17 protein-coding genes, 7 pseudogenes and 1 riboswitch are annotated in these 19,380 nt (G+C 68.9%); of the genes and pseudogenes, 9 read left to right on the top strand and 15 right to left on the bottom strand.

The window, feature by feature from the left end; translation table 11 throughout:
• Window positions 1-27: 27 nt before the first annotated feature.
• The 5 genes and pseudogenes from SVTN_RS00295 to SVTN_RS45205 form a co-directional block, all read right to left on the bottom strand.
• Window positions 28-2,151 carry a xanthine dehydrogenase family protein molybdopterin-binding subunit gene (locus SVTN_RS00295; RefSeq protein WP_041127298.1) on the bottom strand — a complete coding sequence of 708 codons (2,124 nt, stop codon included), beginning with the start codon at window positions 2,149-2,151 and terminating at the stop codon, window positions 28-30.
• Window positions 2,152-2,292: 141 nt separating this feature from the next.
• Window positions 2,293-3,294: an FAD binding domain-containing protein gene (locus tag SVTN_RS00290; protein ID WP_041127297.1), complete on the bottom strand. Its 1,002-nt coding sequence runs from the start codon at window positions 3,292-3,294 to the stop codon at window positions 2,293-2,295.
• Window positions 3,291-3,824, bottom strand: coding sequence for a 2Fe-2S iron-sulfur cluster-binding protein (locus tag SVTN_RS00285; protein WP_041127296.1), 534 nt, complete (start codon window positions 3,822-3,824; stop codon window positions 3,291-3,293). Before SVTN_RS00285 ends, SVTN_RS00290 begins: the two co-directional genes overlap by 4 nt.
• Window positions 3,825-4,122: 298 nt before the next feature.
• Window positions 4,123-4,689 (bottom strand): annotated as a pseudogene (locus SVTN_RS46335) (transposase family protein).
• A gap of 72 nt (window positions 4,690-4,761) precedes the next feature.
• A complete protein-coding gene (locus SVTN_RS45205; protein ID WP_281192704.1) occupies window positions 4,762-4,878 on the bottom strand; it encodes a helix-turn-helix domain-containing protein in 117 nt (38 codons plus the stop codon).
• Window positions 4,879-5,295: 417 nt separating this feature from the next.
• Between SVTN_RS45205 and SVTN_RS41600 the strand changes: the two are divergent.
• Window positions 5,296-6,044 (top strand): annotated as a pseudogene (locus SVTN_RS41600) (transposase family protein).
• Window positions 6,045-6,176: 132 nt separating this feature from the next.
• On the opposite strand, the gene SVTN_RS00275 reads toward SVTN_RS41600, so the two are convergent.
• From SVTN_RS00275 to SVTN_RS00265, 3 genes are all read right to left on the bottom strand, one after another.
• On the bottom strand, window positions 6,177-6,899 hold the full coding sequence (locus SVTN_RS00275) for an IclR family transcriptional regulator (RefSeq protein ID WP_041127295.1): 723 nt from the start codon (window positions 6,897-6,899) through the stop codon (window positions 6,177-6,179).
• A gap of 190 nt (window positions 6,900-7,089) precedes the next feature.
• A riboswitch (SAM riboswitch) is annotated at window positions 7,090-7,231 on the bottom strand.
• A gap of 154 nt (window positions 7,232-7,385) precedes the next feature.
• Window positions 7,386-7,667 (bottom strand): hypothetical protein, encoded by a 282-nt coding sequence (locus tag SVTN_RS00270; RefSeq protein ID WP_041127294.1) that lies wholly within the window; start codon window positions 7,665-7,667, stop codon window positions 7,386-7,388.
• Window positions 7,664-8,101 carry a hypothetical protein gene (locus SVTN_RS00265; RefSeq protein ID WP_041127293.1) on the bottom strand — a complete coding sequence of 146 codons (438 nt, stop codon included), beginning with the start codon at window positions 8,099-8,101 and terminating at the stop codon, window positions 7,664-7,666. The genes SVTN_RS00270 and SVTN_RS00265 overlap by 4 nt, the downstream gene beginning before the upstream one ends.
• Before the next feature lie 392 nt (window positions 8,102-8,493).
• On the opposite strand from SVTN_RS00265, the gene SVTN_RS00260 reads away from it, so the two are divergent.
• Window positions 8,494-8,907 carry a hypothetical protein gene (locus SVTN_RS00260; RefSeq protein ID WP_041127292.1) on the top strand — a complete coding sequence of 138 codons (414 nt, stop codon included), beginning with the start codon at window positions 8,494-8,496 and terminating at the stop codon, window positions 8,905-8,907.
• Window positions 8,908-9,036: 129 nt separating this feature from the next.
• Here the strand turns inward: SVTN_RS00260 and SVTN_RS00255 are convergent, their stop codons facing one another.
• Window positions 9,037-9,300: a hypothetical protein gene (locus SVTN_RS00255; RefSeq protein WP_041127291.1), complete on the bottom strand. Its 264-nt coding sequence runs from the start codon at window positions 9,298-9,300 to the stop codon at window positions 9,037-9,039.
• A 202-nt stretch (window positions 9,301-9,502) separates the two neighbouring features.
• Window positions 9,503-10,021, bottom strand: coding sequence for a helix-turn-helix domain-containing protein (locus SVTN_RS00250; RefSeq protein ID WP_041127290.1), 519 nt, complete (start codon window positions 10,019-10,021; stop codon window positions 9,503-9,505).
• A gap of 517 nt (window positions 10,022-10,538) precedes the next feature.
• On the opposite strand from SVTN_RS00250, the gene SVTN_RS00245 reads away from it, so the two are divergent.
• Together SVTN_RS00245 and SVTN_RS00240 are read left to right on the top strand one after the other, a co-directional pair.
• Entirely contained in the window at window positions 10,539-11,684 is a 1,146-nt protein-coding gene (locus SVTN_RS00245) for an SMI1/KNR4 family protein (protein WP_041127289.1), read from the top strand.
• A 146-nt stretch (window positions 11,685-11,830) separates the two neighbouring features.
• Window positions 11,831-12,637, top strand: a complete 807-nt coding sequence (locus SVTN_RS00240) for a transposase family protein (protein ID WP_078908104.1) — start codon at window positions 11,831-11,833, stop codon at window positions 12,635-12,637.
• Between the two features lie 33 nt (window positions 12,638-12,670).
• On the opposite strand, the gene SVTN_RS00235 is transcribed toward SVTN_RS00240, so the two are convergent.
• The 4 genes and pseudogenes from SVTN_RS00235 to SVTN_RS00220 all read right to left on the bottom strand — a co-directional run.
• Window positions 12,671-13,075: a RidA family protein gene (locus SVTN_RS00235; RefSeq protein ID WP_041127287.1), complete on the bottom strand. Its 405-nt coding sequence runs from the start codon at window positions 13,073-13,075 to the stop codon at window positions 12,671-12,673.
• A gap of 313 nt (window positions 13,076-13,388) precedes the next feature.
• Window positions 13,389-13,945: pseudogene (locus tag SVTN_RS46485) on the bottom strand (winged helix-turn-helix domain-containing protein); the annotation flags it as partial.
• 82 nt (window positions 13,946-14,027) lie between these two features.
• Window positions 14,028-14,840 carry a hypothetical protein gene (locus SVTN_RS00225; protein ID WP_041127285.1) on the bottom strand — a complete coding sequence of 271 codons (813 nt, stop codon included), beginning with the start codon at window positions 14,838-14,840 and terminating at the stop codon, window positions 14,028-14,030.
• Window positions 14,841-15,117: 277 nt separating this feature from the next.
• Window positions 15,118-15,716 (bottom strand): annotated as a pseudogene (locus SVTN_RS00220) (transposase family protein); the annotation flags it as partial.
• Window positions 15,717-16,298: 582 nt separating this feature from the next.
• On the opposite strand from SVTN_RS00220, the gene SVTN_RS00215 reads away from it, so the two are divergent.
• A complete protein-coding gene (locus SVTN_RS00215; protein WP_041127284.1) occupies window positions 16,299-16,844 on the top strand; it encodes an RICIN domain-containing protein in 546 nt (181 codons plus the stop codon).
• Window positions 16,845-17,034: 190 nt separating this feature from the next.
• Window positions 17,035-17,538, top strand: a complete 504-nt coding sequence (locus SVTN_RS00210) for a hypothetical protein (RefSeq protein WP_041127283.1) — start codon at window positions 17,035-17,037, stop codon at window positions 17,536-17,538.
• A 4-nt stretch (window positions 17,539-17,542) separates the two neighbouring features.
• On the opposite strand, the pseudogene SVTN_RS00205 reads toward SVTN_RS00210, so the two are convergent.
• Window positions 17,543-17,911: pseudogene (locus SVTN_RS00205) on the bottom strand (transposase); the annotation flags it as partial.
• Between the two features lie 5 nt (window positions 17,912-17,916).
• On the opposite strand from SVTN_RS00205, the pseudogene SVTN_RS00200 reads away from it, so the two are divergent.
• The 3 genes and pseudogenes from SVTN_RS00200 to SVTN_RS00195 form a co-directional block, all read left to right on the top strand.
• Window positions 17,917-18,315 (top strand): annotated as a pseudogene (locus SVTN_RS00200) (transposase family protein); the annotation flags it as partial.
• 8 nt (window positions 18,316-18,323) lie between these two features.
• Window positions 18,324-18,489 (top strand): annotated as a pseudogene (locus tag SVTN_RS43000) (transposase family protein); the annotation flags it as partial.
• A 132-nt stretch (window positions 18,490-18,621) separates the two neighbouring features.
• Window positions 18,622-19,308 (top strand): hypothetical protein, encoded by a 687-nt coding sequence (locus SVTN_RS00195; protein ID WP_245727399.1) that lies wholly within the window; start codon window positions 18,622-18,624, stop codon window positions 19,306-19,308.
• Window positions 19,309-19,380 lie beyond the last annotated feature (72 nt).

Here is a 19,380-nt window from a genome sequence, read left to right as displayed (position 1 = left end):
CAACCAAGATCACTTTGACGACAAGCTCTAGGGGGTGGGCGCCCGGGCGGTGAGCAGAGGGAGGAGGCGGTCGGGGGTCAGGGGGAGGTCTCGGAGGCGGACGCCGCATGCGTGGTGGACGGCGTTGGCGATCGCCGCCGCCGTGCCGACGATGCCGATCTCTCCGATGCCCTTGCTGCCCATCGGGTTGAGGTGGGGGTCGTGCTCGTCCACCCAGTGTGCCTCGATGTCCGGTACGTCGGCGCAGGCAGGGACGTGGTAAGAGGCCAGGTCGCGTTCGCGGAAGTCGCCGAAGACGAGGTCCATGGTGCTGTGTTCGGTGAGCGCCATCCCGAGCCCCATCGTCATGCCGCCGATGAACTGGGAGCGGGCGGTGCGCGCGTTGAGGACCCGGCCCACGGCGTAGACGCCGAGCAGCCGGCTCACCCGGACCTCGCCGGTGACGGTGTCGACGCGGACCTCCGCGAAGTGGGCGCCGAAGGCGTGGCGGGCGTAGGGGGACGTCCGCCCCGCTTCCTCCTGCGTGTCCGCCTCGACCGTGATGCCCTCGGGCGGCAGCGGACGGCCGGGGTCGGCGGCCAGGGTCGCGCGCAGCGTGGCACAGGCCTTGTGCACGGCCCAGCCCCAGGACGCGGTCCCGGAGGAACCGCCGGCGACGGGAGCGTCGGGCAGTCGACTGCTGCCGAGTTCGACGCGTACGGAGTCGAGCGGGGCGCCGAGGGCCTCGGCGGCGATCTGGGCGAGGACGGTCCGCGCCCCGGTGCCGATGTCGGTGGCGTCGACGCGGACGACGAAGCGGCCGTCCGGGGCGGCGTGGGCGGAGGCGCGGCACGGGCTCAGGAGTACGGGGTAGGTGGCGGCGGCGACACCCGTACCGGCCAGCACGTCCCCGTCCCGTCGGACGCCGGGGCGCGGGTCCCGGTCCGCCCAGCCGAACCGGCGCGCGCCGTCCCGCAGGCAGGCGGCGAGGCCCCGGCTGCTGAACGGTTTGCCGCTGTCGGGCTCGGTGTCGGGTTCGTTGCGCAGCCGGAGCTCCACCGGGTCGACGCCGACCGTCTCGGCGAGTTCGTCCATGGCCGCTTCGAGGGCGTACATCCCGGACGCCTCGCCGGGGGCGCGCATCCACGACGGGGTGGGCACGTCCAGGGCGACCACCCGGTGGGTGGTGCGGCTGTGAGGAGAGGTGTACATGGTACGGGCCGGGACGGCGGCCTGTTCGACGAACTCCTTCACCGTGGACGTCTGGGTGACCACGTCGTGGGCGAGGGCCGCGATCGTTCCGTCGGCGGCGGCGCCGATGCGGACGCGCTGGATGGTGGGCGCGCGGTGCCCCACGGTGGCGGGCAGGTAGCGGCGGGGCAGGGCGAGCCGGACGGGCCGGCCGGTGTGCCGGGCAGCCATCGCCGCGAGGACGGCCGGCGGCCGGGGGGTGCCCTTGGAGCCGAAGCCGCCGCCCACGTAGGCGGAGACGACGGTGACCTTCTGCTGGGGCAGCCGGAACAGGCGCGCGAGGACGTCCCGTACGGTCGTCGCGCCCTGGCTGGAGTCGTACACGGTCAGGCCGTCGTCGTCCCACCAGGCAGTGGCGGCGTGCGGTTCCATCGGGTGGTTGTGCAGGGCGCCCATGGTGTAGGTGGCGTCGATGCGGACCGGGGACGCGGCGAAGGCGGTGTCGAAGTCGCCCCGCTCGCGTACGGCCGGATGGCCGCCGTTGGCCTTCTCGGGCGTATAGAGACGCGGGTGGTCGGCGCTCAGCCGGACGTCGTGCTCGCTCGGCGCGTAGTCGATCCGCAGTACGTCAGCGGCGGCGCGGGCGTTCTCGGGCGTGTCGGCGACCACGACGGCGACGAACCAGCCCCGGTGGGGGACCCGGTCCTCCTGGAGCAGCGCGAGCGTCGGGTCGTCGGCGTCGCCGAGGCGCGGGGCGTTCTCGTGGGTGAGGACGGCGTGCACGCCGGGGCGCTGCAGGATCTCGTCGGCGTGGACGGCGGTGACCCGCCCGCGGGCGACGGCGGCGGGCACCGGGCAGGCGTGGAGGCAGCCGGGCGGCGTCCGGTCGACGGCGTAACGGGCCTCGCCCGTCACCTTCTGGCGGGCGTCACGCCTGACGGCCGTCGAAGGCTGCGCGGTCGCGGGTTCATGACGGGTCATGGCGTGGTGCCTCCTCCGGTCGGCGTACGACGGGGTGTGGGCGGTCGGACGTTCGGCGGGCGGACGGATGCCGGGCGGGCGGGGCGACGCCGGGCAGGACGTCAGGGGGCGTGGCAGACGGGTGCGGGCGCGTCATGGTTGTCACGGGGCGGCCGCGGCGGCGCGGGACGCGAGGTCACCCAAGAGGCTCACGGCGAGGTTGCGGGCCAGCGGCACCTTGAAGCCGTTGTCGCGGAGGGGCTCGGCGGCGGCGAGTTCGGCATCGGCGGCCCGCCGGAAGGTCTCGGCGGTGGCCGGCGCGCCCCGCAACACCTCCTCCGCCGCCTGCGCCCGCCAGGGCTTGTGGGCGAGACCGCCGAAAGCGAGGGCGGCGTGCCCCACCCGGCCGTCCTCGACGGTCAGGACGAGGGCGACGGAGACGAGCGCGAAGGCGTACGAGGCGCGGTCGCGTGCCTTGCGGTAGGCGCTGAGCGCGCCGGGCGGCGGCGGGGGGAGCGTCACGCCCGTGATGAGTTCGCCGGGCGCGACGACGGTGTCCAGGTCCGGGCGGTCGCCGGGCAGCCGGTGGAAGGCGGCGACGGGCACCGTCCGCTCGCCGTCCGCCCCGCGCAGCCGGACCTCTGCGTCGAGGGCGGCGAGGGCGACGGCCATGTCCGAGGGGTGCGTGGCGACACAGTGGGTGGAGTGGCCGAGGACTGCGAGGTCCCGGTGGACGCCCTCCCGGGCAGGGCAGCCGGAACCGGGCAGACGCTTGTTGCACGGAGTGGACGTGTCCTGGAAGTAGGGGCAGCGGGTGCGCTGGAGGAGGTTGCCTCCGGTGGTGGCCGCGTTGCGGAGCTGGGGCGAGGCGCCGGCCAGCAGGGCCTGGGACAGCACGGGGTAGCGGGTGCGCACGTCGGGGTGGGCGGCGACGTCGCTGTTGCGCGCGGTCGCCCCGATCAGCAGGCCGCCGTCGGGGGTCTCCGCGACGCCGTCGAGGGGCAGGGCGCCGAGGTCGACGAGCAGCGGCGGGCCGATGACGCCCAGTTTCATCAGGTCCACGAGGTTGGTGCCGCCTGCCAGGAAGCGGGCGCCGGGGTGGGCCGCGAGGAGCGCGATGGCCTCCTCGGCGCGTTCGGGGCGCACGTACGCGAAGGGCTTCACCGTGCGACCTCCTGGATCGCGGCCACGATGTTCGGGTAGGCGCCGCAGCGGCAGATGTTCCCGCTCATGCGTTCCCGGATCTCGTCCGGTGTGAGGGCGACGGGCTCACCCGGCAGTCGTTCCGGCGGTGTCACGTGCGAGGGTTCGCCGCGCGCTGCCTCGTCCAGCAGGGCCACGGCCGAGCAGATCTGGCCCGGTGTGCAGTAGCCGCACTGCAGGGCGTCCCGGGCGACGAACGCCTCCTGGACCGGATGGAGGCGCTCGCCGTCCGTGAGGCCCTCGACGGTGGTGACGGAACGGCCAGCGCACGCGACGGCGAACAGCAGACAGCTGTTCACGCGCCGGCCGTCGAGGAGGACGGTGCAGGCACCGCACTGTCCGTGGTCGCAGCCCTTCTTGGTTCCGGTGAGGTCGAGGTGGTCGCGCAGCGCGTCAAGCAGGGTCGTGCGGTGGTCGAGGGCGAGCGAGCAGTCCGTTCCGTTGACGCGCAGCGCCACTGTGGACGCGCGCTCCGGCAGGGTCTGGTCCACCGGTCTTCCTCCTCACCTCGGGGTCTTTGCCGACGCGGGCCCGAACGTCCGCCGCGTGGCGGTACGTGGGCGGGCCCGACCGACCGGTCGCCGCTCGACACGCCCGCCGGCCTGTCCGCCCGCCGGCCCGTCCGCACACGGGTGCGGACTCGTGTCCGTCGGCGTGTCCATCCGTACGCGCCTGCGTCGACGCTATGCGACGACCGCCTCCCCCGCCTCCCGCGAGCCAAGCGTCTGGCCCTAACGAGCTCGTGCACGGTTAGCGGTGGGACGTCGAGAACCTCGGGGTGGTCTGTGTTTACCTCTGACGTTTCGAGCTCAGGTCTACGGCCTGCTGGTGCGACAGCAGGCCGGCGACGGCCTGGACGGTGTCGCTCATGTGCTCGCGGCGGCCGAGGCGCCGGGCCAGGGCCCGCCGGTTCTTCAGGTGTGCGATGCCGTGCTCGACCCGGATACGGCGCGAAGAGTGTGCCTTGCGCTGCCGCTCGTACATCTCCTCGTACCAGTCCGGGGCATTCTTCTTGAACTTGTGGTGGGGCGGCGTCACGACGCGTCCGCCGGTCTGTGCTCCGAGTCCTTGATAGCCGGGGTCGGCGAGGATCTCGACTGCTGGACCGTCGGTCAGGAGTTTGACCAGTCCTCATTGACGGGCGTGGGCGATGTCCGCGCAGCTTGCCGGACCGGCCGGGCTGCACCACAGGACGCGGCCTTCGCCGTCCGTGACCACCATGGATTTGACGGCGTTCTGCTTGTTCTTGCCGGAGATGAACCTGTCCCGGTCCCTGCGGCCGACGGCCGGGCGGCGGACACGGATCTCGGTGCCGTCGATGATGCCGGTCTTCCCGGCCGCGCCGAGACGGTCCACAACGTCGGCAAGGGTCCGGAGTCGCACGTCGGGGCTGATGGTGCATCCGCGTTCCGCGAGCCGGGGCCGCACCTAGCCGATGACCCGGGTGATGGTGGAGCGGTTCACGCCGAACCAGCAGGCCGGCACGTCACGAGTAACCCCATGGCGAAGATGCACGAGAGTGGCCAGGAGCCGGTCGACGAACACCAGCCGGTGCCTCGCGCCGGCTCCCACAGCACGCTTCCGCAGCCGAGAGGCAAGCCGGGCCTGGTGCCGTTCATGCCATAACGGCCCTACTTCGGCCACAAGTTCAGGGATCACAGCAGCAGACAGGTCCGTGATCCTCCGGTTGCTGATGATCGCTGCGCGCGCCTCATTCCCCACCACGCAGCCATGATCGACGATCCAGAACTCGACGTCTCACCGCTTACCGTGCACGAGCTCGTTGGCCCAAGCTCTTATCAGATCACGAAACGCTTGTCCGACCGTGTGCATCGTGGACCACCACAACGAGCCGGCAGATCCTCTACACGACAACCCTTTTGGGTGTCAGCCCTGTTGAGGGTCAGACCGGCGGTGAACCGCGGCACCATCATCACTGCCCTGTTGGTTCCGTATCGAGCCATGCGCGACGTCCCGCATGAGCTCGTTGAGCATGTCGCCTGGTTGTTGTACGAGCATCGCCGGGCTCGCAACACACGTTGGCGTAAGCTCGGCTGCTTCGACCAGGCGTAGCTCGCGCTGGTGCACCTGCGCAAGAACGAGCCGCTGCCCGCCCTGGCGGCCGGCTTCGGCGTCTCGACAGCCACTGCCTGGCGGTACGTCGACGAGACCCTGGACGTCTTCGCGTCGTGGGCGCCGGGCCTGCACGAGGCCCTGACCGGGCTGGGCGAGGACGACTTCGTCATCGTGGACGGCCGCCCCGATCCCCACCGACCGCATCGCCGCCGACGAACCGTACTACTCGCAAAAGCACCGCAAGCACGGCATGAACGTGCAGGTCATCGCCCGTCCCGACGGCACACCGCTGTGGTTCTCCCGCGCGACACCAGGCCGCACCCACGGCCTGACCGCGGCCCGCGCCCATAGCCGTCGTCCAGGCCTGCCTGATCCGGCAGGTCCTCGTTCTCGCGGACCGGGCCTACCAGGGCGTCGGCGCTACCGTCCGCACCCCGCACTACCGTCACCGCGAACAGCCCTCGCATCAGCAGCAGTTCCACCGCGACCATGCCCGGCTGAGGGCTCCGGGTGAACGCGCCTTCGCGCAGTTGAAGTCCTGGCGAATCCTCCGACGAGCCAGATGCTCCACCCGCCGCATCAGCACCATCGTCCAGGCCGTCCACACCCTGGTGACCTGCAGCTATTCAGGATGAAAACAGCTCAGTGATGCGGTGTTCCTCGGTGCGGCATACACGGCTCAGGGAGCGCCGTCGAGGAATTCCGGTCGAGGAAGTCTGAACACGCCGGCCGGGGGAGAGCCAGAACCCCACGTGGTGCTGCCGGGGTCAGGGGTGGGAGACGGCTTCGGTGAGGCGGTCGGCCGCGTCGACGGCGGCCTTCGCGAGCCGGGCGCCGGGGTGTCGGGTGAGGCGTTGGATCGGGCCGGTGACCGTGACGGCGGCGACGACACGGTGGGACGAGTCGCGGACCGGCGCCGAGACGGAGGCCATGCCGGGTTCGCGCTCTCCGATCGACTGGGCCCAGCCCCGGCGCCGTACGCCGCTGAGGGCGGTGGCCGTGAAGCGAGCACCCTGCAGACCTTCGTAGAAGCGCTCGGGTTCCTCCCAGGCCAGCAGCACCTGGGCGGCGGAGCCGACCTTCATGGGGAGCGTGGACCCCACCGGCACGATGTCGCGCAGGCCGGAGGTGCGTTCGGCGGCAGCGACGCAGACGCGCATCTCGCCCTGGCGCCGGTAGAGCTGCGCGCTCTCGCCGGTGGCGTTCCGGAGGGAGGTGAGGACCGGGCCGGCGGCGGCCAGCAGGCAGTCCTCGCCCGCGGCGGCCGAGAGCTCGCCGAGTCGAGGGCCGAGGACGAAGCGGCCCTGCAGGTCCCTGGTGACCAGACGGTGACGTTCGAGTGCGAGGGCGAGTCGGTGCGCAGTGGGCCGTGCCAAGCCGGTGGAGGCGACCAGCCCGGCCAGAGTGGCCGGACCCGACGCCAGCGCACCGAGGATCACCGCGGCCTTGTCGAGGACGCCAACGCCACTAGAAATATCTGAAATGTCCATGAAAGGGGGTACTCCAGTCTCGGTCCGCGAGTCGAGGCTCGCGGCGGCCTTGCCAGAAAAAGGGCAGGGACGATCAGCGGGAAAGGGCCGAAGCGGTCGACCGATATGCCGCGGCGATCACGAGATGGGTACGCGGAAAGCCCGGGGCGGACAGAACCGGGGCGAAAGGCAGCACAGAGAGCACCGTGTCTCCTCATCTTTTCCCGCGCCACGTTGGCGCGGGCCGGAGTTGGCACTGATCCCGACGGCGCGGCGCGAACATGGAACGCCGAGTCGACCGGGGAGTTGCCGGGGCTTCGTAGGGCCGGTCCCTCCACCCCTCTGGATGATTCGCGAGAAACCATACAAGACTTCTGGGACTACCCGCCAACGGCTTCCTGCACAGGATGGCTGCAGGTCAGGCCGACTGTGACGCCGCCGCCGGGTGAACCGAATCCGGGCGGGGGAGAGGCAGAGCAAGAGACCCTGGGTGGTTGTGCTGGCCCACTACGGGCAGCCAGATTGCCCAGGCCCATGAGCATGGTATGTGCAGCAACCACTATGCCGTCGGAGCCGGACTGCGCCGACCAGGACCACGACCTCGTCGCCCTCGCCATCGCCGCCGAACGCGCCGAGGCGCTCTGCAACCTCTGGGGAAGAGGTGAGCCGAAGCTGGAGGCTCTCTTGGCGGACGGCACCGGTGTGCTCCCCGCTCCCGCTCAGCCAGAGGCCCGGCTTGTCGATGTCGAGCCAGGTGACCTGCTCGCTGTACTCGTCGTCGTCGATCACGCACTCGACTCTGTGTCTGATCCATGAAGCGGCTCTCCAGGGCTCTGCGCGTGGACGCGGCGCACGCGCTTCACCGTCACCGCCGCCGGGAGACCGGCCAGGAGAAGGGACAGCCCCACAGGCAGCACCCCAGCCCACACCGTCGGCGAGACGTACGCGGTACCGGACGCACCGTCCACCAGCCACGCACGGACCGGTTGCGCATCGATGTCGCCCTCGACGGGGACGTCGAACGACGAGCCGCCGCCGTCCGGGCTGAAGACGCCCGAGCAGGACGTCGACGTTCCCGCATTCGCCACGGTGTTGTCGTACGTCCGGCAGCTGGCTTCGGTCACGGTGCCGGGCTCGCCCCACAGCGCCGCCCGCAGCTCTGCGGTGAAGTTCGCCAGCACGACGTAGGCCAGAAACAGCCCGACCAGACAGGCCAGCGCCAACCACGGGGCGGGTCCGACCTGCTCCGACCTGCTCCGGCCTGCTCCGTTGCCCGTCCAGAACGTTCCCACCCTCGCTCACCCCCACCCTCGGGTCGCCGATGGACCTCCATGGTGACCGATCCGAGGTGCCCTCGGAAGCCCTCCATGACGTGCTGATGGGCTCGCACGATCGTCGAGTCGACCGACACCGGCCAGTCGATGCCACCGGTCGTGCGACCTCTTCACCGACCGGCAGCAGGTCTGCATCCTTCCAGCGGAGTGCCCGCGTCACGCGTATACCTGACAGCCCGGAAGGGACCGGTCCTGCCCCGCATCGCGCCGTGCCGTAGGCCCCCTATCGGCATGCAGTGCAGCGAATGTGTACTGGAGGTCTGCCGCATCGAGGGGGAGGCATGCCGAACACACCGGATCCGGGAACACCAGAGCCGGCGCACGAGGAGGAGCCCTGGCTCAGCAGCGACGAAGTCGCGAAGCTGTGGCCAGTGCGTAAGGACTGGCTCCCGGGCGTGGCCCATCGTACGGATGTCCGCGTCCGCAGCTCCGGCGGGGCGAGCCGGGGCACGTGGGGGGCGGAGCCGACCTTCTATTACTTCCACCCAGGGGACGTACGCAGGGCCGCCTCGGTCATCGCCGACGGACACGTCGACATCCCGTCAGACTGGCGCACTGACACTCCCGACGGTCGGCGGGCAGAGTTCTGGGGTGCGCTGAGTGCCCGTGTCGCCGGCACGCTGTTCATCGCGGCCGTCCTGTGCGCGCTCATCATCGGCCTGGCCACAGTGATCTTCTTGCTGACAGTCGAATGATCACCAGCGTCGTAGCCGACGGGCAACTTCACCCGGTACTACCGGTTCGGGAGCGCCCCGGCCGGGAACGGCGACGGCGCCCCTCCCTCTCGGGGGCGCCGTGGTGATGCGCGATACGGGGGCTGCGGTTCAGCCGGCTAGCCGAAGGACGGGCCGGGCCTCGGGGGCGGGCGCGTCCTCGCCGCCATCCGGGTCGGGGTCGAAGCCGGTGCCGGTGCGCCCGTCGCGTACGCGGGGCGGGCGGATGTCGCCGACAGGGAAGTCGATGGGCCACACGTGGGTGTCCGGGGCCTCGAGGCGGTCGGTCATGTGGGCGAGCGACTCGTAGCCGGCCAGCAGGGGGTGAATGAGCAGCGTGCCCTTGCTGCGCGGAGGCCCCTGTCTGCTGCTCATGCCGCACGGTCAACCCTTGCTGACCGATCACGCAGTTCGGTGACGCTACTGTCACCACCTCCGTGGCAGCAGCGTCACCAAGCGGGACGGTGGCCTGCGCCTTTCCCCTCCGGGGAACCGGGCACGTCTCGAGCATGCGAACGGCGCCGCACCCTGGCGCGGCGCCGTAAGTCGCCACGTATCGCCCAGATGGACGGCTGGATCAGCCGACGGCATGCAGCGTGCCGCGGCGCTTACCGTTGGCGGCCTTCTTGGCGGCGGCGAGGGCGGCACGCTTCTTGCGCTGCTGGGCGAGCTGGTCCTGGTAGACGGCGACGGCCTTGTGGTAGTTCGCCACATGGTCTTTGTCGTCCAGGCGGTCGGCCCTGGGCATCGCCCTGACGTCGGCCTCGTCGGCCTCGTCGGCCTCGTCGGCCTCGGCGTCCTCGTCGGCCTCGGCGTCCTCGGGGTAGGCGTAGCCGGCGAGCATCGGGTTGAGCTGGTAGACACCATGACGAACCTTCTTGACCAGTCGGGCCAGCTCCAAGCTTCTCAGGGCGGCGTTCACGCTGGGACGGCTCAGTCCGAGCAGCGTCGCCAGGGTGGCCTGGTCCGTGGCGATCTGCCCGCCCGGCTCGCTGCGCCCACGGAGCTTGAGGAACGCGCGGTAGGCGGCCGGGGGCAGGTCCAGGTCGGCGAGCAGGCTGTCGGCGTTCGTCGCCGCCCACTTCAAGGTGCTCACGCTGCTGTTCCCTTCTCCTGTCGCTGCGCACGGGCCAGCCGGCGCGCAGCTCGTTCTGCGGACCTCTGTTTGCGCAGTTCCTCGATTGCCTCGCGCATGTGCTCCAGCAACGGGAACCCGCACCAGGTCCGGCAGGCTCTCATCCTTGCGGATGTTCACGATCGCCTTGTCCCGGTCAACCCTCACGTACTGGGCCTCAACCAGCTCCGTGCCCGGGACGAACTCCGCTGCACGGGACGAGTAGGGCGGGTTGAACTGGTAGAGGCCCCGGCGCACCTTGAACAGGATGCCGAATTCCATGATCTCGTTCAGTGGGCTTCTTCGGGTTGGCCACCGATCGGGTGATTGCGACTGAGCGCTTCAGTGTCGAGTGGGCGGCTGCAGCGTCCGGTGCCAGCAGCTTGGTGAGCCGGGACAAGGGGCCGCTCGAAGCTTGCCGGCCTGAACGCCAACCCGGCGGCAAGGCCGGTGAGCGACGATCAAGCTGTTGTCAGCCGCTGGTTCTAAGGTCGGCCCTATGACATCAGACCTGGTCCAGGACTCATGGACTCGCATCGACGCGTGGCTGCGCGAGCACGCGCCCCGCACGTTTGCCACGCTTCGGCCGCCCGCAGGCGACGAAGAGATCGCAGCAGCGCAACGGGAACTGGGGGTCATCTTTCCTCCGGACCTGGTCGCTTCACTCCTCCGGCACAACGGGGCGCTGGAGGGACCTGAGGCTTTCCGCTTCAGCACGGGCGACCGGCTGCTCGGAGTGAGCGGAATCCTTGGGAACACCGGGTTCATGCGCGGCATCGACCAGGGCCTCGACGGGGAGACCGAGGACTACTGGCTTCACGATTACGTGAAGTTCGGTTCTTACGACGCGACGTCGGACGGTCTTCTGATGGATTGCCGTACCGGGCGGGACTCCTTCGGTGCGATCGGACGGTTCTTCGACGAGACCGGTACCAGTTTCGGGCAGGCCGGCTCGCTGGGTGAGTATCTGGCCGAACTGGCCGGCACGCTTGAGCGCGGCCAGGACGCCGGTGTCGTCACCTTCAACGGCCGGCTGTTCTGGGAGGGGCGTCCGCCTGCCAGGCCGCAGTACAGTGCCGACGAGCCCCTTCCCGCACCGGATGAGCAGCTGCCAGAGCTGAACCTGTCCTACAGTCCCACCGACCTCCTCCACGTGAGCCACCTGGACGGGCATGGGGAACTCGGTGCGCTGATCGCAGTCCTGCCGTATGAGCAGGTGGTCGACGCCGCGCGGAAGCAGCTGCGCAGACTGGCGGTCGAAACGGGCCTGAACAACTACCCGGAGGTCAAGACAGCCCTGGACGCGTGGGAGTGCGGTGTGGCCCCGCCGCAGCCGGACCAGACCGGCCCGCTCGCCTTGCGACTCCGCGCGGTGCTCGCACAGGCCGACACCGGCCGAGACCACACGCGCAGGTGGGCCGCGGAGAAAATAGCCCTCGGGATCTGGGGGTCCCCGTACAGGTCCGTGTGCGAGAGCGCGGAGACCCGGAGTCACTTCACTCTCGACTGGCGTGCGGATCTGCATGCGGACCTGGGCAATCAGCCCCTGCCACCGATACCTGACGACCGATTCTGGGGGGCGCTGCGCAACCCCGCCATCGACTCCAGTTGGTACGCGGCCCAGTACAGCCAAGATCAGGACTGACCCCAGGGGTTTCGGTTCCGCGTGAGCGCTTCATGGGGCGGTTATCGCCGGACGAAGCGCTCACTGAACCTCTTTCATCCTGTGCTGGAGGATGAAATGGGCTGGTCAGCAGGGCTGGTGACGAGGCAGGGCCCCTCGTCGTCGGCGTGGTGATTCCACTCATCACACCGGCGACCGAAGGGGCCCTGTTGGTTCCGTATCCTGCCATGCTCGACGTCCCGCATGAGCTCGTCGAGCATGTTGCCTGGCTGCTGTACGAGCATCGCCTGGCCCGCAACACCCGCCGGCGCAAGCTCGGCTGCTTCCAGCAGGCGTTGCTCACTCTCGTCCACCTGCGGAAGAACGAGACGTTCTCCCAGCTCGGAGTGGGTTTCGGGATATCCCAGGCCACGGCCTGGCGGTACGTTGACGAGACCCTGGACATCCTGGTCTCCTGGGCGCCCGGCCTCCACGAAGCCCTCGCCGGCCTCGGTGAGGGCGACCACGTCATCGTTGACGGCACCCTGATTCCCATCGACCGGATCCACGCCGACGAGCCGTACTACTCGCAGAAACACAAGAAGCACGGCATGAACGTGCAGGTCATCGCCCGTCCCGACGGCACACCGCTGTGGTTCTCCCGGGCAACACCGGGCCGCACCCACGATCTGACCGCGGCCCGTGCCCACGGCATCGTCCAGGTCTGTCTCACCCGGCAGATCCTCGTGCTCGCGGACCGCGCCTACCAGGGCGCCGGCGCCACCTTCCGGACCCCGTACTACCGCCACCGAGAACAGCCCTCGCTTTACCAGCAGTTCAACCGCGACCACGCCCGGCTGAGGGCGCCTGGCGAACGGGCCTTCGCGCAGTTGAAGTCCTGGCGGCTACTACGGCGAGCCAGATGCTCCACCCGCCGCATCAGCACGATCGTCCAAGCTGTCCACACGCTGCTGACCTGCAACTATTCAGGATGAAAGAGGCCGAAGGAATCAGGCCGGCCTCCTCACCTATGGCTTCACATCGAGACGCACGAGCGCGCCGATCTCCACGAGTTGGTCCGGCAGTGCCAAGTCGGAAACGCCCATGACCGTGCTGGCGGGCCGGTGCTCCCCGAAGTACTCGGCGTGGAGGCGTGCTGTCGTGTCGAAGTTCTCCCGCAGCTTCCTCACCAGAACCGTGGTCTCCACTATCTGGCTACGCTCGGCCCCGAACTGCCTCAGCACCAGGTCCAGGTTCTCCAGCGTGGTGCGGACCTGCAGTTCAAAGTCGTCGGCACCCACGAAGTTGCCGTGACGGTCATGAGACAGCTGCCCCGACACATAAACCGTGTCACCGATCTGAGTGGCCTGACTGTACCCGTACAACGACTCCCACGGCATGCCGAACCCGAATGCCTTCACCTGAGAACTCATGGCTCACTCCCTTGATACAGCGCGCGGGACCGTCAGTTGCAGACAGGTCCCTTGCGCATAGAAGTTACGGGTCCGTACAAACGATGCTTGTCTGGTAGCGCCTTCCAAGTGTTCTCTGCGCGCACAAAATTGGCTGCAGTGGGCTCCTTCGGGCGACCGGTGTGATGAGTGGACCACTACGCCGACGACAAGATGCCCTGCCTCCTCACCACACCCGTCGGCCAGCCCGTTTCACCCTCCAGCAGAGGACGAAAGAGGCTCACTAAGGATCTTCAGCGCTGCCGCTCCAGCGTGAGGATGGCCTTGACGATCAGGTCTTCGCCTGCGGCGGCGTCATGGAGAATCCGGCTTCGTCTTCGAAGGCCAGCCAGGCTCCACGGGCCGCCGCGAGCCTTCCGCGCAGGGCCACACCTCCTTCACCCATCCGGCCACCGCGTCGTCGTCCCGCTCCATGGCGCGTCGGACCGGCATCTGGCAGGACCAGCCGTTGCGGACCAGGAGCTTGCGCACGCCCTGGACCGTGTAGGTCAGGTGGAAGCGCCGGCCGATCACCGTCTTCACACGACTCAGGGTCCACCGCTGGTCCTCCCAGCCGTGCGCGGCCGGCCCCTTGGTCAACTCCGCCTCCAGCTGTGCGAACTGCCTGTGACTCAGTCGCGGTAGTGACGCAGGCCCCTGCGACCGCAGAGCCCGCGGACCACCGTCGCTCCACGTCCGCCACCGCTGCACCGACCGGACACTGACCCGCAGGTCCTTGGCGATCGCCGGGCTGGCCTCGCCCAGGGCAAATCGTTCCGCCGCCTGGAGCCGTAACCCTTCGCGGAACTGCTGTCGTTCGGCGGTCAGACCGCCTCCTTGTGGATATCGCATCCCCGGTGGTACCGCAGAGGACGACCAGCCGTCAGCCCCTACGACACCACGAGTCGAGCCTCAATAGCCATGCACGAGCTGGTTAGCCGTCGAGGAGGAAGACCACCGCCATCACGACGTGGATGAGGGCCAGGAGGCCGCCGCAGACGACCAGGAAGGCGCCGGCGTAGGTGTCCACCAGGTGTGTGAAGGGGGCCACCGGAACCAGCACGTCCGCCGGGTCCTCCGGCGGGTGGGCCACGGTGATCGCGGGACCGGCCTCGCCGTGCAGGAAGCCGCGGTACGTGCCGGTCGCGTCCGGGTAGACGTATCCGCCGCGGGTCATCGTGGCCCGGGTGGCGGTCACCATGACGCCGTGTCGGTACAGCCACCGTTCCCGTCGTGCGCGGATCACCCCGTACAGGCCGATCCACAGGCCCAGCCAGGCCAGGCCGCCGACCGGGATCGTGAGGATGACCACGTCCCACTTGTCCAGCGCGCCGGCCACCACGCAGAGGACGACGAGCGCCAGTAGGTGCCACAGCGCGCCCCGCAGGATCCGGCGGTGGAACCTCGTCCGCCAGGTGGGGGCGAGCGAGCGGACCACGGCGAACGGGGCCCCGTCGACGTCGTCGCTGTCCGTCCGGTTCGCCAGGATCGCGTTGACCCCGTCGGCGAAGGCGGTCGCCGCCACCTCGTCCACGTCGTCGATGCGGTGGACGCGCGGTGTCGTCCCGGCCTTCGCCCGCAGCTCGATCAGGACCGAGCCCCCCTCGGCGCGTATCCGGCCCAGCCCGTCGGGGGTGAAGGTGACCTGCTCGCGCGGGAGGTCGAGGACCAGTCCGATGTCCTCGGCGGACAGGACGGCCCCGCCCCGGCCTCGGAGCACCGGGAGGGAGGAGATGGGTGTCGACATGGGCATGATCGTAGAGCGGGTTTTCGCCCAGGTCAGCCCCTCGGATCCCCGTTCCCCCGGCCCTTGCGCGGGAGGAAGGGGCGAGGACCGCCGCGATCCCCGGCCGGCGGCTCCGGCGCGACTCCGGGGCGCGGGGCGCGCTGGTCGTGACGAGTGCGGCGCCGTCGGGCGCCGGGGTGTCGAGAGGGGTGGCGGTGACGACCTCCGCGAAGGCGAGCGCCCCACTCCCGTCGACATCGGCGAGCAACCGCACGACACCACGAGTTCAATCTCAGTAACCGGCGGAAAGAGTGTCCCAGCGGCCCCAATACGAGGTGCGGACGGTTCCGCCGGAACCCCGATAGGCCTTGTCCGCCCAGCACTTGATGCCAGCTGCGGCGAGGGCGTCGACGATGCCGTGTTCGCGAGCCGCGCGGACATCGTGGACGGCGCCGGGCAGGGCCGGCGAGGCCCACAGCAGCCGGCCGAAGGGATCGGTGAGGACCTGCAGGTTCCTCCCGTGTTTCTTGTGTTTTCCGGAGCAGAAGGGCCGGTCCGCGGCGATGCGGTCGATCGGCAGGAGCGTGCCGTCGAGAATCACGAACGCCTTCGTCGACGCGGTCCGTATCGCGTTGTCCAGGGTGGGCGCGAGGTCTGCCAGCAGTTTGACCGCCTCGGTGGCATGGCGGTAGGCGGTAGTAGTTCCGATGTCGAATCCTGCTGCGAGCTGGGCATACGTGTGTCCCATCCTCAGGTGGGCGAGTGCGAGCAGGGCCTGGCGGCGGGGCCCAGACGCCGTCAGCGGGAGCCAATCGCGCGACGGTGCTGCCGCAGACGGGCGGACAGGAAGCACAGGTCAGAGCTGGACACGTCGACGCCCGACGGGTAGACAAGCACGCGAAGCCTCTGGTGGAGACGGTTCTCTTGGTCGAAAACCCATCTACCAGGGGCTTCACCGTGTTGTCATCCCAACTGGCAACCTCCCGTGCCAGGTTGGAAAGAGCTCAGTGGGGCGACGAGCAACCCTGGCCAATTTCAGAGATCCTCATCATCGACGGATGTCTTGTGTTCGGTCATGGGTGTGCTCGTATCTTCTGTCGGTGGCAGGCGAGTTGGTGGCCGTAGATGGCGGCGCACTCGTAGCCGAGGTATTCCGCGGGGATGTCGTGGGACCAGCCGCAGGGACACTCGGCCCGGCACCATCAGTACCGGAGGCCCCGGTACCGCCAGTACCGGAGGCCCCGGTATCCCCGGACGCGGATCTTCACCGGGCCCCTTACAAACACCCTAGATGCCCTCCCCTCAGCGCCCGGCGCTTTGAGGGCGCACCGGGAGGGGGGCGGAGGAATCGGTTCCGCCAAGCCGTGCGATTGCGGCTCGTGTAATGGCACAAGTGGGCTGCTCGTGAGGCTTGTTGGCCGAAAATCTGTGCGATCATGATCATCAGTTTCCGGCCGGTCGCCGGATTTCCCTTCTTGATTGCAGAGGATCATGAAACTCACCGCGTTTGCCCGTGCCAGGCACGGGCTGCTTGTTCTTGCCGCCTCCCTGGGGCTCGTCTTCGGCGTCTCGGCCGTTCCGGCCCAGGCCTCGTCCTTCATTTATCTGGGCACCGTCGAGATCCAGGCGGCGCACTCTGGGAAGTGTCTTGAGGTGGCGGACTGGAGCAAGGCGGATGGCGCGCCCGTCCGGCAGTGGGACTGCCACCATGGCGACAACCAGAAGTGGTACCGCTGGGGCCTCTCGGACGACCCCAACGCGTTCTTCTACATCAACGTCAACAGCGGTAAGTGCCTGGAGATCGGCGGCTGGAACCGCAACAACGGTGCGACCGCCAATCAGTGGGGCTGCCACTACGGCCTCAACCAGATGTTCCGCGGTGATCGCGGACTCCGAATGGACGGGGCGTACGCCTACCAGAAGTGCCTGGAGATAGCTGACTGGCGCACGGACAACGGCGCCCCGGCGCGGCTGTGGGACTGCCACAGCGGCGACAACCAGTACTTCTACATCTACGCCGCGTAACTCCTAAGGGCTGTCCCGCGAACGAGTCTGGTGCCGCTATGGAACACGTGGTCCACTGAGCGATCGAGGTGGGGTTTCAGTGGCCACGTGGTCTCGTCTGCCCTGGGCTGACCAGCTGGGTCACACCTGCCCCAGTAGCCCCCATCAGCTTCGATAGTCTGCGCTAGTGGCTGACGTTTCGCTGAGATTCATGATCGATGCCGATCACGGACAGTTCTACCTTCAAGACCTTGATCCCTATGACGCGTGGATCGCCGAGCACGCTATGGACCCGGATCTGGCACCCGCCGGCTGGACGGACGAAGCGGTCTACGTCCACCGCATCGGTGTGGAACCGCACTCGATCTCTGTCGGCACGGCTCGGGACGACATGGTCGAGTCGTTCATCACTGTTCATGCTTCCGCGCCAACGACGGACCCGGCGGCCGAGCACATCGTGGAGACCGACCTTGACGCCCCCACGGGTCAGCTCACCATGTCCAGCCCCGGGACCGATCCTGCCGACGGGCCGAGCCTGGCCGTTCCCGCTGGATTGCTCCGTGCTCGGGTCTCCTACATTCCGGCCGGACCACCACCGGTCGGCACTGGTGGCGGTCCCGGTGACCACTTCCTGTACCAGGTGGATCTCTGGCCCTCCGACCGGACGTACGGACTCGTCATCGTCAAGCAGGGGCCGGAAATCTGGGCAGGGTAGGTCCTCATCTACCGCTCGCCTGCCGACTGAGTGCGAGGTTGTGCAGGCGGGCGATGCCTCTCATCGCGTGATGGAGGCCATCGCCCTTCAACCGGCAGTCGCGGAGGATCTTCCAGGTCTTCATACGGGCGAAGGCGTGCTCGACACGGGCGCGGACCTGGCGGTGGGAAGCGTTGTGCTCTTCCTTCCAGGCCGGCAGCTCGCTCTGCCTGTGCTCGCGGCGGTGCGGGATGACCAGGCCGGTGCCGCGGTAGCCGCCGTCGGCGATCACGGTGGTGCGGCCGACGGCGTCCTTGGCTCCGGACAGTGCCCACGCCTTGCAGTCGTTGCGGTTGCCGGGCAACGGCCGTCCGACCACGACGACGCGCCGGGTGGCAGAAGCACCGCCGTCACGGCGTGAACGTGCAGGTCGTCGCCGACCCCGCGGGCAAGCTGCTGTGGATCTCGCCCGCGCTGCCCGGCCGCACCCATGACCTGACCGCGGCCCGCATCCACCGCATCATCCGGATCTGCGAACGTCAGGGCGTTCTCGTCCTCGCCGACCGCGCCTACATCGGCGCCGGCCCCTGGGTGACCACACCCATCAGACGGTCTCCTCGCCAGGACCTCACCATGACCCAACAGACGATCAACCGGGCCCTTTCAGCGGCGCGAGCGCCGGTCGAACGAAGCATCGCAAGGCTGAAGTCCTGGCGAACCTTCCGCAGAGCCTGCTGCAGCCCCCACCGCATGACCGCCATCGCCGCCGCAATCCTCACCCTGGAGCGGCAACGCTGAAAATGCTCAATGAGGCGTTCTCGCAGCTCGGAACCAACTTCGGGATATCCCAGGCAACGGTCCTGACGATACGTCGACGAGACCTTGGACGTTCTGGCCTCCTGGGCGCCTGGCCTGCACGAAGCTCTCACCGGCCTCGGCGAGGGCGACTACGTCATTGTTGACGGCGGACTGTAGCCGAACCGTAATCCGGCGCTCTCGCTGCCGTCGGTAAGATCATTTCGTTTGTGATCCGATCCACACGCCTGCGAACACCCGGAAAGAACAAAGAACATGAAACTGCGCAGGGTCCTTCCCCTAGTCGCCGTGATACCCGCCCTTTTCCTGGCGACCGCGTGTAGCGGTGAATCCGCGGATTCCGAGGAGAACAAGCCGAAGCCCTCCGGGAAGAGTGCGCAGAGCGCCCAGGAGAAGGAAAGCGCCGAGGCGAAGCGGCTCGGCGCCCTCGACACGCCCGCCCTGGAGAAGGTCGTCCTCACCGGCCGCGTCGCCGGCTTCGACGCGAAGAAGATCGCCAAGGCGGAGGTCGAGGCCGGCCGGGGCATGAAGGCCGATCGGAAGGAGTGCCAGCCGCTGGCCAGCCTCATCGGCGGCTTCACCCACATTGCCCCGGTCGCCACCGCCCACCGCTCCCTCCAGGGCTTGAAGGCCACCGACGCCACTGTCGGCTCCATGTGGCTCGCCTCCCACTCCGAGCAGAACGCCACCCGGGTCATGGACGAACTCGGCGCAGCGGTCACCGCCTGCCCCAAGGGCTTCAAGACTCTCGGCCTCACCTACGGCAAGGTCGAGAAGCTGCCCGCGCCGAAGCTGGGCGACCAGGCAGTGGCGTACCGGATCACCGGCGACATCGGTAAACAGAAGATGCCGATGACCTACACCGTCGTCCGCGGCGGCGGCGTCATCGCCGCCTTCTACGGCGTCAACATGCTCGACCCGAATCACGCGGCGATCCCGGAAGCGGTCGTGAAGGCCCAACTCGACCGGCTCTGAGCCCTTGACCTCGCCGTTTCGCTTGGCCTGAGGCCGGTTGCTGGCCGGGAACGCGAAAGTGCCTTCCGAGTT

The organism is Streptomyces vietnamensis, from assembly GCF_000830005.1.
Taxonomy (GTDB): domain Bacteria; phylum Actinomycetota; class Actinomycetes; order Streptomycetales; family Streptomycetaceae; genus Streptomyces; species Streptomyces vietnamensis.
Note: the sequence above shows the minus strand (reverse complement) of the source record. Positions and strands in the feature narration are given on the sequence as shown.

Coding starts and splice junctions, on each gene's coding strand:
- SVTN_RS00295 (WP_041127298.1), bottom strand. CDS start 2,151: ATGACCCGTCATGAACCCGCGACCGCGCAGCCTTCGACGGCCGTCAGG.
- SVTN_RS00235 (WP_041127287.1), bottom strand. CDS start 13,075: ATGAGTTCTCAGGTGAAGGCATTCGGGTTCGGCATGCCGTGGGAGTCG.
- SVTN_RS00210 (WP_041127283.1), top strand. CDS start 17,035: ATGATCGATGCCGATCACGGACAGTTCTACCTTCAAGACCTTGATCCC.
- SVTN_RS00225 (WP_041127285.1), bottom strand. CDS start 14,840: ATGTCGACACCCATCTCCTCCCTCCCGGTGCTCCGAGGCCGGGGCGGG.
- SVTN_RS00275 (WP_041127295.1), bottom strand. CDS start 6,899: ATGGACATTTCAGATATTTCTAGTGGCGTTGGCGTCCTCGACAAGGCC.
- SVTN_RS00260 (WP_041127292.1), top strand. CDS start 8,494: ATGCCGAACACACCGGATCCGGGAACACCAGAGCCGGCGCACGAGGAG.
- SVTN_RS00245 (WP_041127289.1), top strand. CDS start 10,539: ATGACATCAGACCTGGTCCAGGACTCATGGACTCGCATCGACGCGTGG.
- SVTN_RS00255 (WP_041127291.1), bottom strand. CDS start 9,300: ATGAGCAGCAGACAGGGGCCTCCGCGCAGCAAGGGCACGCTGCTCATT.